Genomic DNA, 13,821 nt, shown 5'->3' with positions numbered 1-13,821 from the left:
TAGATGCACTAAGGCCGCCCCTCCCGCTATACGGGGAGAGACGGCCTTGGTCTACTCAGAACCTCACGCGCTTCAGCGCGCCGAGGCCACGGAGTTCAGCTTAGTTGCCGGCGAGCTTGTCGCGCAGAGCAGCGAGCTGCTCGTCGGATGCGAGGGAACCGCCAACCTCTGCCTCGGTCTCGGATGCCGGAGCTGCATCCTGGGACTCGGAGGAGTAGTTGGAGTTGTTCGCAGCGGACTCAGCGGCCTCAGCAGCTGCTGCACGGTTGCGCTCGATCTGAGCGGTATGCAGGTTGAAGCGACGCTCGGACTCGGCGTAACGAGCCTCCCATGCCTGGCGCTGCTCGTCGAAGCCTTCCTTCCACTCGTTGGTCTCCGGGTCGAAGCCCTCGGGGAAGACGTAGTTGCCCTGCTCGTCGTAGGAGTCAGCCATACCGTACTTGGACGGATCGAACTCTTCGGTGTAGTCCTCGTCTGCCTGCTTAACAGACAGGGAGATACGACGACGCTCGAGGTCGATGTCGATGACCTTGACCATGACTTCCTGGCCAACGGTGACAACCTGGTCCGGAACCTCCACGTGGCGCTGAGCCAGCTCGGAGATGTGGACGAGGCCCTCGATGCCCTCCTCGACGCGAACGAAGGCGCCGAACGGAACAAGCTTGGTGACCTTGCCCGGGACGATCTGGCCCACAGCGTGGGTGCGGGCGAAGACGCGCCACGGATCCTCCTGGGTTGCCTTCAGGGACAGGGACACGCGCTCGCGGTCCAGGTCGACGTCGAGAACCTCGACGGTGACCTCGTCGCCCACGGTGACAACCTCAGACGGGTGGTCGATGTGCTTCCAGGACAGCTCGGAAACGTGAACCAGACCGTCGACACCGCCGAGATCGACGAAGGCGCCGAAGTTGACGATGGAGGAGACGACGCCCTTGCGGACCTGGCCCTTCTGCAGCTGGTGCAGGAACTCGGAGCGGACCTCGGACTGGGTCTGCTCGAGGTAGGCACGGCGGGACAGGACGACGTTGTTGCGCTGCTTGTCCAGCTCGATGATCTTGGCCTCGAGCTCCTGGCCGATGTACGGCTCCAGGTCGCGAACGCGGCGCATCTCAACGAGGGAAGCCGGGAGGAAGCCACGGAGGCCGATGTCGAGGATGAGACCACCCTTGACAACCTCGATGACGGTACCGGTAACCGGCTCTTCCTTGGCGTGCAACTCTTCGACGGCGCCCCAAGCACGCTCGTACTGTGCGCGCTTCTTGGACAGGATCAGACGGCCTTCCTTGTCCTCCTTGGTGAGAACAAGTGCGTCGATCTCGTCGCCGACCTCGACAACCTCATCCGGGTTGACGTCGTGCTTGATGGAAAGCTCGCGGGACGGGATAACGCCCTCGGTCTTGTAACCGATGTCGAGCAGGACCTCGTCGTGGTCAACCTTGACCACGGTGCCCTCGACGATGTCACCATCGTTGAAGTACTTGATGGTGGCGTCGACAGCTGCGAGGAAGTCCTCTGCGGTTCCGATGTCGTTGATCGCAACCTGAGGGGTGTTAGAAGTTGGCATGTAGTTATGCTCCGAAGTGACGTAGGAGATCGTGATTGGACAGTTACGCGTCTCTTGAAAAGCGTCATTAAGCAGCGTAAATACGCAAGGCTTAAGATGGATTTCAATCCCGACTCGCGGTCCGGCTGAACTCTCCTACAGTAGCCCAGTTCGTCCCGAGTCATAGACACGCTCGTCCAACACTACATCCATGCAGCTACAAGGGCAAATGTGCCACGCGAAAGGACCTATGTTTTCTGCCTCAGCGGCCAACCGCGTCTTTTGGGACTCCGACGCTGACTCATATCACGCTACCCATCCGGAGTATTTGTCCTCCTTCTATTGGTGCCCGGAGATGCTTCATGAGGCTGAGGCGCAGTTGCTTGGCGATGTCTCCTCGGCCACCGTCCTCGAACTCGGTTGCGGCTCTGCGCCCTGCACGCAGTGGCTGCAGGGACGCGCGGAGTTCGCGACAGGATTCGATCTCTCCGCCGGGATGCTCTCCCACGCCGAGCCCGGTCTACCACTAGTCCAAGCGGATGCCCTGGCACTTCCCTATCGCGACGACGTCTTTGACGTCGTCTTCTCGGCCTTTGGAGCCCTGCCCTTCATCGCAGATCTGGACGCAGCGCTTGCCGAGGTATACCGCGTCCTTCGTACCAGTGGCCGCTTCGTCTTCTCCGTGCCGCACCCGATGCGCTGGGTCTTCCCCGACGACCCGACCAGTCTGACAGCAGAGCTGTCCTACTTCGACCGCGCGTACCTTGAGCAGAACTCCGACGGTGAGCTGACCTACGCCGAGTTTCACCGCACCGTGGGCGATTGGCTACGCGCTCTCCAGGTCCGTGGAGGCTTCCAGATTCTTAACTTGCTAGAGCCAGAATGGCCGGAAAATCTCGACATCACATGGGGACAGTGGTCGCCTGAGCGCGGCGCACTCTTCCCCGGAACCGCGATTTTCGTCTGCCAGGCCATCGAAGCCTACTCATAACCCCACAGCACAGCGTGAACGCGCGGGGACGTAAGCTGGCAGCTATGGTTCTAGAACGCCTCGGGATTGCGCTGCGCCGCATGGTGGCATGGTGGATCGATGCTTTCCTCGCTGCGGCTATCATTCTCGTCATCAAGTGGCTCACCAACCTGGCCACCGATGGCGTGCTCAGTGGGCGCGCCGGCGAAATCTACGACATCACGGCCCTCGCCCTAGTTTTCTACGTCTACCGCGTGTGGGTCGAGGCGCAGAAGCAGACATCGCTGGGTAAGTGGTCCCTCAAACTGGAGGTTATTGCGCAACGCCCCGGCATTACCAGCGCCGCTATCCGCAACAGCTGGCTGTTGCTCACGCTGCTAGCGCTCACCGGGCTGCCCATGGTCGAAGGCATCATTCTCGCAGTTTTGGGTCTCAGTGTCGTGCTGATCGGCCAAACGCCCTTCGACCTGTTGGCGGGCTGCCTTGTGGAACGCCGCACGCCCACTGAGGATGAACGTGCGGTGGGATTGACCTAATTCCTAGTGTGCGGCCGCATCCCAGTTCTTGCCCTGGCCCACGGAAACCTCCAGCGGCACCGTTAACTCGATAGCCTTATCCATCTCGCGTTCCAAGATAGTATGCACCTTTTCCACCTCACCGGCTGCGACCTCCACGACGAGTTCGTCGTGGACCTGGAGCAATACGCGCGACTCCATACCCTCAAGTGCCTTGTCCACGCGAATCATGGCCACCTTGATAATGTCAGCCGCCGTGCCCTGAATCGGGGCATTGAGCGCAGCGCGCTCAGCATTCTCGCGAGCTACACGGTTGTCGGAGTTGAGTTCTGGTAGGTAGCGACGGCGACCGAAGACTGTTGAGGTATAGCCGTCCTTTCGAGCTTGGATCACCACCTCGTCGAGGTAGCGCTTCACGCCTCCAAAGCGCTCGAAGTAGCTCTCCATAATCTGCTTTGCCTCGCCGGCCGGAATTCCCAGCTGCTGCGATAGGCCATAGGCCGACAAGCCGTACACCAGGCCATAGGACATGGCCTTGACGCGACGGCGCAGCTCCGGAGTGACCTCATCGACGGGCACATCAAAGACCCTTGACCCCACATAGTTGTGCAGGTCCTCGCCTTCTCGGTAGGCCTCGATGAGTCCCGGGTCGGCTGAGAGGTGCGCCATGACGCGCATCTCGATTTGGGAATAGTCGGCAGTAATAAGCGTGTCAAAGCCCTCGCCCACCACAAACGCGGAACGAATCTGGCGTCCGGCTTCCGTACGCACCGGAATGTTCTGCAGGTTGGGTTCCGTCGATGACAAACGTCCAGTGGAGGTCACCGTCTGGTTAAAGGTGGTGTGGATGCGACCATCCGGGTGGATCGTCTTGATAAGTCCTTCCAGCGTGGTCTTCATCTTCTGGTACTCGCGGTGCGCCAAAAGATGGTCGAGGAAAGGATGCGGGTGGCTGGCAGCCAGCTGCTCAATTTCCTTGGCAGCGGTGGAATAGCCGGTCTTGGTCTTCTTCGTCTTCGGCATATCGAAGGTCTCGAAAAGCACTGCCTGCAGCTGCTTGGGCGAGTTCAGGTTGAGGGAGTCATCCCCTGCCAACTCGCGTGCAGCGCGTTCCTGTTCATTGACCTGCTCGATGAAGGCATCACGCTGGGTTTCCAGGATGTCCTTGTCCACGGCAATGCCGGCAGCCTCCATACGAGCCAAGATAGTTACCAGCGGTAGCTCAAGATCGGTATACAGCTCGAAGGAATCGATCTCTTGCAGTTGGGTCGTAAGCTCCGCGGCGAGCTCCATAATTGCCCCAGCTTGGTCTACCAACGGGTTGTCGTCGAGGATAGAGAGCTGCTCGCTTGCCTGCCCCAAAGACTTCTTCAGGTGACGCTGGTAGACGTCACTCAGCTCGTACGTGCGCTGGCCCGGCCGCAAGAGGTAGGCAGCGAGGGCGGTGTCATGCGCGATACCTCGCAGCTCGATGCCACGGCCGGCCAACATGTGGAAAGCGGCTTTGGCTTCATGGAAGTACTTCGGCGCGTCCGAGGACAGCCACTCAGCAAGGGCAGCATCATCCTCCGCGCTGAGATCAGCAAGTTCGAGCTGGAGGCCTTCAAAGGATTCGTCGACAAGCGCCAGCGCTGAGGCATCACCCGCACTCGGAGTTCCATTTCCTTGCACAAAAACCGCAACGTTCTTGCGCAAACTATCGCCGTCCTTGAGCCACTCCGCCACTGTTTGGTCAGTAATAGACACTGCGACCTCAGGCGACTCTTCCGCCGCTGCGGCCTCAGCATCCGCGTCGTGCGGAATGGCGCTCAGCACACGCTCGCGCAAGTTAGTGCCGAACTCCAACTCGTCAAAGCGCGCGGCTACGTCACTGGCGACTGCCCCTTGGAAAGCCAGGTCTGCCGGCCCCACCTCAAGCTCCATGTCCGTCACCATCTGTGTGAGCTGTCGGTTCAGCTTGACTTGCTCGATGCGGTCACGGAAATTCTGACCGGCCACGCCCTTAATCTCATCAGCATGATCGATGAGTTCGTCGAGGGAGCCATACTGCGTAATCCACTTCGTAGCGGTCTTCTCCCCCACCTTCGGCACACTAGGCAGGTTGTCAGAAGGATCTCCACGCAGGGCCGCAAAATCCGGGTATTGCTGCGGAGTCAGACCATACTTTTCCTCCACGGCCGCTGGGGTAAAGCGATGCAGAGTGGACACGCCGCGCATCGGATACAGAACCGTCGTGGACTCATCGACCAACTGCAAGTAATCGCGGTCACCCGTCACCAGCAGGGTCTCGTAATCAGATCCTGCCTGCGTTGACAAGGTGGCCACGATATCGTCGGCCTCAAAGTTCTCACGCGACAACGTCGTAATACCCAGCGTGCCCAAGACCTCGCGGATGAGCTCTACTTGACCGCGAAACTCCTCCGGGGCTGCTTCTCGTTGAGCCTTGTAGTCTGGGAACATCTCAGTACGGAATGTCTTGCGGCCAACATCGAAAGCCACGGCCACGAAATCAGGCTTCTCCTCGTTGAGAATATTGGCCAGCATGGACAAGAAGCCATACACCGCGTTGGTGTGCTGACCTCCCGAGGTGGAGAAATTCTCCGCGGGAAGTGCATAAAATGCGCGGAAGGCCATAGAGTGGCCGTCGATAAGCAAAAGTCGGGGCTGAGAAGTAGTCACCCAGCCCATCCTAACGTGTTGCGTGACGCGCCACCGCTCGCCCTCATTCCGCGCCCCATGGTCTTCTCCTACCGCCTTCAAACCGCCCTCAAACCGCGCGCGGGCAGGCAATTAGGTTTGCGTTAGTCGGCTGCGCTAATATCTTTCCCAGTGCGCCCCTGTAGCCCAATTGGCAGAGGCAACGGATTCAAAACCCGTCCAGTGTGAGTTCGAGTCTCACCAGGGGCACCATTCCACCCCACGACAGAGTATGTTGTGGGGTGTTAGCGTTTTCCCTATCTTCCCTTCCGAAAGGTTTCCCTTCCTATGCGTCGCACCATCATCGCTCTCAGCACCGCAGCTGCCCTCACCTTTTCTGGCACGGCCGTAGCCACCGCCGCTGAGTCGAGCGTGAAGACTACCAACTCCTCCACTATCTCTTCCAAAGCTGAGGACTCTTCCTACTACCAGAAGCTTCGTGAGTCTGCGGCGTCCTCCAACGACCCGGACCTCAACCGTTTCTACGTTGTCCTCCTCGACGGGCTCATCGGTCTCGCCGCCTTCGCCGTCATTGGTTCCCTGTACGGCGAGTTGGCCAAGCGCCTGCCCTTCTAACACTCCAGCGCATATCCTTCCTTCGAGTGAATAATTTGCATACGACTGCCGTTCGGTGAAAGAATAGGGAGTCATCTGCTCATCTCCTTCCCCTCGGCACGGCATTCCCACCGCAGGGGTAGTCAACGATACTTTCGGTTTATGCACTTTATTCTTAACGCCATCCGCGGCGCCCTCATTGGCATGGCCGAGTTGGTCCCCGGAATTTCCGGTGGAACCGTCGCGCTCATCGTCGGAATTTATGAACGCGCTCTGCGCAACGCCAATGATCTCATTTCCGGCCGCTTCACAAAGGTCGAATGGGGCTTTCTTCTATCCGTTGCCGCTGGCATGTCTATTGCTGTCTTCGGTTTCTCCACGCTGCTCCACAACTTCGTGGAGGGCCAAGTTTCCCTCTCCCGCGCACTGTTCCTTGGCATGGTCGCTGTGTCCATCATCGTGCCGCTGAGCATGATGTCGCGCTTTTCGCCGGGAGCCATCGTCGCGTTTGTCATCGCCACCGTCGCGATCTTTTTTGTCACAGGCTTTACCTCCAGCCCCGTCGAGGATCCCAGCCTCATCGTGGTCTTCTTCGCCGCGATGGTCGCCGTCTGCGCTCTCGTTCTGCCCGGTGTATCTGGCTCCCTCATCCTCTTAACGATGGGTCTCTACGAGCCGATCATCGGCGCAGTATCTGACCGTGACATGGTCACCGTCGGTGTCTTTGCGCTGGGTGCGGTGTGCGGCCTTGCGGCCTTTGTCAAGGTTCTCAACTACCTTCTGGATAATCACCGCGATCCCACCCTCGCGGCCATGGCAGGTTTCATGCTGGGTTCCTTGCGCGCACTGTGGCCCTGGGGCGCTGAGCAAGACGCATCCACGCCGATGATTCTGCTCATGCTCGTCGTTGGCGCTGTCATCGTGTCCATTTTTATTGTTGCGGACAGGCGCAAGGCCGCAACCTATCAAGAGAGTTAAGCCATGAAGAAAACCACGGCCGTCGTGGGCGCTGCTGGGCTGGCGGTGACAGCCATGCTCTCTGGCTGCGTCACCAACGAGGAACCCGCGCTTCCGGAAGGGTGGACCGCACCCAACGTCGACGAGGTCCCTGAAATCGCTGCCATGTATGAGGACGCCGACGGTGTCCTCACTGTGGGCACTAACCCACCTTTCGCACCTTTTGAGTTCAAGGACTCGGACGGCTCCATTATCGGGCTCGAGATGGATCTGGCACATGCCGTAGCACAGGTACTGGGCTTAGAGTTTCAACCAGTTGAGCAAGACTTTTCCATGATTCTCCCAGCTGTCCAGTCAGGCCAAGTTGACCTCGGCGGTTCTGGTTTTACAGACACTCCCGAGCGCCGAGAAAACTTTGACTTCGTCGATATTCTCTACGCCGGTATCCAGTGGGCCGCCCTTACCGATGGGCCCCGCGAGGTCGACCCCTCCAACCCCTGTGGCCTCACAGTTGCGGTTCAGCGCACCACCGTGTCGGAGACTGATGACCTCCGCCCCAAGCAGGAAGCATGCAACGGTGACCTCACTATTTTGCCGTATGACACGAGCGACAATGCCGCCCTCGCCGTCCTCATGGGCCGCGTCGATGCGCTTTCTGCCGACTCCCCCGTTTCTGCTTGGTCGGTGAACCGCTCGGACGGCCGCATGGAGATGGTCGGCGAGATGTTTGACGCCGCCCCCTACGGCTTCGCAGTGCCCAAGGACTCCGACTTGGGCCCTGCTGTGGCCGCGGCGTTCCAGCACCTTATCGACACCGGCGTATATGCGGAGATTCTTCAACAATGGGGCGTCGACGAGGGCCTCGTCGAGCACGCCATGATTAATGAAAGGCCGATCAATGACTAACTCTTCCTCTCCGGCAACGTCTACACCCCCGCCTAAAATCGAGGCCCGTCCGCTCCGCCATCCTTGGCGTTGGGTTTTCGCGACTGTTCTTATCCTCTTGGCCGTCTGGTTCATTATTGCCTCGGCCCGCAATGAGGCCTTTGGGTGGGGCACATATGCGCAGTATCTCTTCGACACCCGCATCGCCACTGCGGCCCTGCACACCATCGCCATTACTATCTTGGCCATGATCATCGGCGTTGTGGGTGGCGCCGCCCTCGCCGTTATGCGCATGTCCCCTAACCCGGTGCTCAGGGGCGTGTCCTGGGTCTTCCTGTGGCTCTTCCGCGGCACTCCTATTTATGTCCAGCTGGTGTTCTGGGGTTTGCTGTCTGCCCTCTATCAATCCATCAACTTGGGCTTTACGGAGATTTCTCTTACCGCCGTGCTCACCAATGCTTTCCTGCTCGCCGTACTGGGCTTGGGTCTCAATGAGGCTGCCTACATGGCCGAGATTGTGCGCTCCGGTATTTCCTCGGTTCCGGAAGGTCAGAAGGAGGCCTGCAAGGCGCTGGGTATGGGCTGGTGGATGACCATGCGCCGCACGGTTCTGCCACAGGCCATGCGCATCATTATCCCACCGACCGGCAACGAATTCATCTCCTTGCTGAAAACCTCGTCCTTGGTCGTGGCCATCCCCTACACGGCAGAAATCTTTGGCCGCGCAACGGATATCTCGGCCGCTCTCTTCGAGCCCATTCCGTTGCTCATGGTCGCTGCCACGTGGTACCTCGTCATCACCTCCCTCCTCATGGTGGGCCAATACTTCCTCGAGCGCCGCTTTGAGCGCGGAGCTACGCGTGAACTCACCGGCCGCCAACTTGCCGCGCTTGCCGACGCCGAAGGCACCATCCCACGCAACGTATCCGTCATCCCGGAGGTTAAGAAGTAATGCCGACTCCCATGATTTCCGCGCAAAACGTGTACAAGTCCTTCGGCCAGCTGGAGGTGCTCAAGGGCATCGACATCACCGTCATGCCAGGTGAGGTTGCATGTCTCCTGGGCCCGTCTGGTTCAGGTAAGTCCACGTTCTTACGCTGCTGCAATCACTTGGAAAAAGTCACGGCGGGGCGTCTCTACATTGACGGAGAGATCATTGGCTACCGTGAAAGCGATGGCGTGCTCTATGAGATCTCCGAAAAGGAGGCCGCCACTCAGCGCCAAGACATCGGCATGGTGTTCCAGCAGTTCAACCTGTTTAGCCACCGCACGGTTCTCGAGAACCTCATTGAAGCACCTATCCAGGTCAAGAAGCAGAATCCCCAGCAGGCTAAGGAACGTGCCATGGAGCTGCTGGACAAGGTCGGGCTAGCCCACAAGGCTGACGCTTACCCGGTGCAACTGTCCGGTGGCCAGCAGCAGCGCGTCGCCATTGCCCGAGCTGTGGCCATGGAACCCAAGCTGATGCTTTTCGACGAACCCACCTCCGCCCTCGACCCCGAGCTCGTGGGCGAGGTCCTGCGCGTCATGAAGGAGCTTGCCGCCGATGGCATGACCATGCTCGTCGTTACCCACGAGATGGGTTTCGCTCGCGAGGTTGCAGACAAGATCTTCTTCATGGACGGCGGCACCGTCGTCGAGTCAGGCACTCCGGAGGAGGTCCTAGACAACCCGCAGCACCAGCGCACCAAGGATTTCCTATCCTCGCTGCTCTAAGCAGCGTAAAACGACTAAAGTCCGGCCAGATTGTCATGATCTGGCCGGACTTTTGCTTTTAAGAATCGGAAGAATCCGACGTCTCTTCTGTGCCCTCATCCTCGGCTTCTTCGGATGAAGAAGCCATCGGGTTATCAGCAGACTGTGCTTGGATAACATCATCCAACACCGCGTGGATATAAGGCGCGGCCTGATTGTTGGAGTACTCCGAAGCAAGCTCTACGCCTTCGACGAGTGCAGTAGCGTTCGGGACGTCCTCATTGAAGAGAATCTCCCACACAGCCACGCGCATAATTGCACGGTCGACTGCCGGGATACGCTCGAGTGACCACTCATCAGAGAGGAAGCGGGCGATAGCCTCGTCGATGGAGTCGAGCTCCTCAGCGGCACCCGTCACAATGACGCGGGTGTAGTCAGCGATGGGAGCAACACCGTTCTCTGGGTCACGGGCAAGAACCACGCGGTCTTCGACGATAGCTACAGGGTCAACGTCGCGAGACTCAGCTTCGAAGAGGATGTCGGCGGCACGACGGCGCGCACGGTAGCGCGCGGTGTGGCGCTTATAGTTTGGCTCAGGCTGGGTCATCTTAGTTGTTGACGCGGGAGAGGTACTCGCCAGTACGGGTATCGATCTTCAGGATGTTGCCAATTTCGATGAAGAGCGGAACCTGGATCTCAGCACCGGTTTCCAGGGTGGCCGGCTTGGTGCCACCGTTGGAGCGGTCACCCTGCAGGCCCGGCTCCGTGTGTTCGACCTTGAGATCAACGGAAATCGGCAGCTCGCCAAAGAGAGCCTCGCCATCGTGGAAGGAGACCTGCACGCGCATGTTCTCCAGCAGGAACTTGCCGGCGTCACCGAACTTATCAAACGGCAGCTCAAACTGCTCGTAGGTCTTGTCATCCATGACCACGTAGTTCTGGCCATCGTTGTACAGGTAGGTCATGTCGCGGCGGTCTACGTTAGCGGTCTCCACCTTGACACCAGCGTTGAAGGTCTTATCCGTTACCTTGCCGGAGACCACGTCCTTGAGCTTGGTGCGCACGAAGGCAGGGCCCTTGCCCGGCTTTACGTGCTGGAACTCAACGATCTGCTGCAGCTTGTTGTCGATCTTCAGAACGAGGCCGTTCTTGAAGTCAGTGGTATCTGCCATGAAATGACTCTCCTGAACACATTGAAGTAGAAACTATGAAAACAGTGTCTAAGCATACCGTACGGCATATGAGTACTGTAGGTAGGGCCGCTGGAATGTCTCCAGCTCCTCCCGGCTGCCAGGGAGCCTAAAGCACCTGCAGGTCCTTCGGGTAGGCAGTAATAATCTTCGGTGCACCGGAGGTGATGATGAGGCTGTCTTCGATGCGTACTCCACCTTTACCTGGGACATAGATGCCCGGCTCGATGGTCAGGGTCATACCTTCGGCCAGTTCACCCGTCCCGGTCTTCGCGGCCGACGGCCCCTCGTGAACATCGAGGCCAATACCGTGGCCGGTGGAGTGGACGAAATACTCGCCATAGCCGGCTTCGCTAATAATGTCGCGGCAGGCCGCGTCGACGTCGACAAGCGAGGCTCCCGGCACCGACGCCTTCACGCCCGCTTCCTGTGCGCGCAGGACGATGTCGTAGATCTCCTGGGCGAACTCAGTCACTTCACCGATCACAAAGGTACGGGTGCAGTCTGAATTAAACCCACGGAGATGGGCGCCGAAATCGATGGTGACGAGATCGCCATTGCGTAGCTCACGGTCATCAGCACCATGGTGAGGTTTCGCGGAGTTCTCACCAGAAGCCACGATGGTATCGAAGCTGACGCGCTCCGAACCGAGCATGCGCATGCGGTATTCCAAATCCGCAGCAACTTGGCGCTCAGTGCGGCCAGCGGCAACCTCACCTGCCTCGATGAGCTCGGTAAGAGCCTGGTTAGCCAAAGCGGCGATTTCTTCAAGCTTCTGCAGCTCGATGTGGTCCTTGATGAGGCGGATATCTTCGATAACCCCGCTTACTGGCACCAACGTGACGCCTTCAGGCGCAGCCTCTTCCATGCGCTTAAGCTGTGACACGGTCACATAATCCGCCTCGTAGCCCACTCGCATTTCGCCGTCCAGTTGGCTAAGAAGATGCGGTCCTACGTCGCGGCCCAACACGGCCTCGATATCCGGAACCTCATCTGCGATCTGGGTGGTGTAGCGGCCATCGGTGGCCATCAGAGCGGAGAGATCCTTGCGCAGCAGCAGCCCACCATTGGAGCCGGAGAAACCCGTCAGGTAGCGCACGTGTGTCAAGTGCGTAATGACAACGCCGTCGATGCGCTGACCAGCCAGCGTCGAGGCTAGCCTGCGGCGGCGGTTGCTAAAACGAGTATCGGCTAGTGCCATGAGAGAACCACTCCAATCTTCCTAAAGGCGATACTCCATGATAGCTAATCCGCCACGAAGTACCTCAGAGCCGCGATGTAGCCATAGGAACCCAGCCCAGCGATGACGCCACGGGCGATGGGGCTGAGATAAGAATGCTGGCGGAAGGATTCGCGTGCATGCACGTTGGATAGATGCACCTCAACGAAACCTGCGCCATCGGCGACCTCCGCCAACGCGTCGCGCAGGGCCACTGAGGTGTGGGTAAAGCCGCCGGGGTTGATTATGACCGGCCAGCCCCCATCTGCGGCGCGGTGCACGTAGTCGATGAGTTCACCTTCGTGATTGGACTGGAAGAATATAATCTCCTCCTGCCCGGCTGCTGCGCGCATACGCTTCTCGATGTCCTCGAGAGTTTCACTGCCGTAAATCTCCGGCTGGCGCTTTCCCAAGCGGTTGAGGTTGGGGCCGTTGAGCACAAGGATGGGCATGATGTTCTCCTGCGGATGCGATGGTTGGGGTCTTAAGCGCTGAGCTGCGCGTAGGCGGCACGCAGTTCGTTGTCGCTAGCGTCTTCAATGCGGGTTGTCTCCCCGATTCCAGTCAAGGCTACAAAGCGGATCTGGCCGTCGCGATTCTTCTTGTCATGGCGCATAGCGTCAAGCAATTCCTCGAAGTGCCCTTGTTCATAAGATGTGGGCAGCCCTACGGAGGTAAGGATATCGCGATGCGTCTGGACCAGCTCAGCGCTGATGAGACCGCGAGCGCGCGATAGATGGGCAATGAACATCATGCCCACCGCAACTGCGCGTCCGTGGCGCCAGATGTAGTTTTCACGGCGCTCCACGGCATGGCCGAAGGTATGGCCGTAGTTGAGGGTTTCCCGCAAGCCAGATTCCTTGAGGTCCTGGCCCACAACGTGTGCCTTCACGGCGATGGAACGCTCAATTAGTTCGGGCAGGAAACCGTCCAGATCAAGGCAGGCGGCTGGATAATCGAGGTATCGCTCGATAATCACGGGATCGTGAATGAAGCCGGTCTTGATGATCTCGGCTGAACCCGCCACGATTTCATCCTCCGGCAGAGTGCGCAGCCGATCCAGATCCACAAATACCGAGTCAGGTTCGTGGAATGCACCCACGAGGTTCTTACCAGCGGCGGTATTGATGCCGGTCTTCCCTCCCACTGCTGCATCCACCATGGCCAAGAGCGTCGTCGGCGCCTGGATGATGGAGATACCGCGCATCCAGGTCGCTGCCGCGAAACCGGCAAGGTCTGTCACGGCTCCACCGCCAAGACCCACGACGGCGTCGCGGCGGCTAAATCCGGCCTTGCCCAACACGTCCCAGAGGTCGGCCAAGACGTCGAGCTGCTTGGCCGCTTCGGCGTCGGGAACCTCGGCCACAGTGGCCTCCAGCCCATGTTCGGCTGCAGCGGCGGCTAAAGCTTCGGCGGCAGCAGTAAGCGGAGGCTGATGGATGATAGCTACCTTAGCGGCGCCAATGGATGCGGCGCGCTCCACGATGCTCTGACTCAAATCCGTGCCGATGGTGACGTCGTAGGGCGATGGTCCGTTGACTGAGATGGTGTGCATGGTGGGAACGCTCCTTGTTGAATGCGGGCGCGGGGAGAGG

14 protein-coding genes and 1 tRNA gene are annotated in these 13,821 nt (G+C 59.2%); 8 read left to right on the top strand and 7 right to left on the bottom strand.

Annotated features, from left to right (window positions below):
- Nucleotides 1-100 precede the first annotated feature (100 nt).
- Entirely contained in the window at nucleotides 101-1,564 is a 1,464-nt protein-coding gene (rpsA, locus tag I6J72_RS04095) for a 30S ribosomal protein S1 (RefSeq protein WP_042531028.1), read from the bottom strand.
- A 229-nt stretch (nucleotides 1,565-1,793) separates the two neighbouring features.
- Between rpsA and I6J72_RS04090 the strand changes: the two genes are divergently transcribed.
- Nucleotides 1,794-2,534 (top strand): class I SAM-dependent methyltransferase, encoded by a 741-nt coding sequence (locus tag I6J72_RS04090; RefSeq protein ID WP_204100017.1) that lies wholly within the window; start codon nucleotides 1,794-1,796, stop codon nucleotides 2,532-2,534.
- Between the two features lie 44 nt (nucleotides 2,535-2,578).
- Nucleotides 2,579-3,049, top strand: coding sequence for an RDD family protein (locus I6J72_RS04085; RefSeq protein WP_204100016.1), 471 nt, complete (start codon nucleotides 2,579-2,581; stop codon nucleotides 3,047-3,049).
- A gap of 3 nt (nucleotides 3,050-3,052) precedes the next feature.
- Here I6J72_RS04085 and polA read toward each other — a convergent pair whose 3' ends face one another.
- On the bottom strand, nucleotides 3,053-5,716 hold the full coding sequence (polA, locus tag I6J72_RS04080; protein ID WP_204100015.1) for a DNA polymerase I: 2,664 nt from the start codon (nucleotides 5,714-5,716) through the stop codon (nucleotides 3,053-3,055).
- Nucleotides 5,717-5,861: 145 nt separating this feature from the next.
- On the opposite strand from polA, the gene I6J72_RS04075 reads away from it, so the two are divergent.
- From I6J72_RS04075 to I6J72_RS04050, 6 genes are all read left to right on the top strand, one after another.
- Nucleotides 5,862-5,938: transfer RNA gene (locus I6J72_RS04075), tRNA-Leu, on the top strand.
- Between the two features lie 75 nt (nucleotides 5,939-6,013).
- Entirely contained in the window at nucleotides 6,014-6,301 is a 288-nt protein-coding gene (locus tag I6J72_RS04070) for a hypothetical protein (RefSeq protein WP_115022321.1), read from the top strand.
- 141 nt (nucleotides 6,302-6,442) lie between these two features.
- Entirely contained in the window at nucleotides 6,443-7,258 is an 816-nt protein-coding gene (locus I6J72_RS04065; RefSeq protein ID WP_204100014.1) for a DUF368 domain-containing protein, read from the top strand.
- 3 nt (nucleotides 7,259-7,261) lie between these two features.
- Nucleotides 7,262-8,143, top strand: coding sequence for an ABC transporter substrate-binding protein (locus I6J72_RS04060; protein WP_204100013.1), 882 nt, complete (start codon nucleotides 7,262-7,264; stop codon nucleotides 8,141-8,143).
- Complete coding sequence (locus I6J72_RS04055) at nucleotides 8,136-9,074, top strand: amino acid ABC transporter permease (RefSeq protein ID WP_204100012.1); 939 nt, start codon at nucleotides 8,136-8,138, stop codon at nucleotides 9,072-9,074. The genes I6J72_RS04060 and I6J72_RS04055 overlap by 8 nt, the downstream gene beginning before the upstream one ends.
- Entirely contained in the window at nucleotides 9,074-9,838 is a 765-nt protein-coding gene (locus I6J72_RS04050) for an amino acid ABC transporter ATP-binding protein (RefSeq protein ID WP_304505309.1), read from the top strand. The genes I6J72_RS04055 and I6J72_RS04050 overlap by 1 nt, the downstream gene beginning before the upstream one ends.
- Before the next feature lie 58 nt (nucleotides 9,839-9,896).
- On the opposite strand, the gene nusB is transcribed toward I6J72_RS04050, so the two are convergent.
- From nusB to aroB, 5 genes are all read right to left on the bottom strand, one after another.
- Nucleotides 9,897-10,424, bottom strand: a complete 528-nt coding sequence (gene nusB / locus I6J72_RS04045; protein ID WP_204100011.1) for a transcription antitermination factor NusB — start codon at nucleotides 10,422-10,424, stop codon at nucleotides 9,897-9,899.
- A 1-nt stretch (nucleotide 10,425) separates the two neighbouring features.
- Nucleotides 10,426-10,989 carry an elongation factor P gene (gene efp / locus I6J72_RS04040; RefSeq protein WP_039675637.1) on the bottom strand — a complete coding sequence of 188 codons (564 nt, stop codon included), beginning with the start codon at nucleotides 10,987-10,989 and terminating at the stop codon, nucleotides 10,426-10,428.
- Between the two features lie 127 nt (nucleotides 10,990-11,116).
- Entirely contained in the window at nucleotides 11,117-12,208 is a 1,092-nt protein-coding gene (locus I6J72_RS04035; protein ID WP_204100010.1) for a Xaa-Pro peptidase family protein, read from the bottom strand.
- A 44-nt stretch (nucleotides 12,209-12,252) separates the two neighbouring features.
- On the bottom strand, nucleotides 12,253-12,678 hold the full coding sequence (aroQ, locus tag I6J72_RS04030; RefSeq protein WP_204100009.1) for a type II 3-dehydroquinate dehydratase: 426 nt from the start codon (nucleotides 12,676-12,678) through the stop codon (nucleotides 12,253-12,255).
- A 32-nt stretch (nucleotides 12,679-12,710) separates the two neighbouring features.
- Nucleotides 12,711-13,781, bottom strand: a complete 1,071-nt coding sequence (aroB, locus tag I6J72_RS04025; RefSeq protein ID WP_204100008.1) for a 3-dehydroquinate synthase — start codon at nucleotides 13,779-13,781, stop codon at nucleotides 12,711-12,713.
- Nucleotides 13,782-13,821 lie beyond the last annotated feature (40 nt).

The sequence above is a fragment of the Corynebacterium sp. FDAARGOS 1242 genome, from assembly GCF_016889985.1.
Lineage (GTDB): Bacteria > Actinomycetota > Actinomycetes > Mycobacteriales > Mycobacteriaceae > Corynebacterium > Corynebacterium minutissimum_B.
This window is presented reverse-complemented; position numbering and strand designations above follow the sequence as displayed.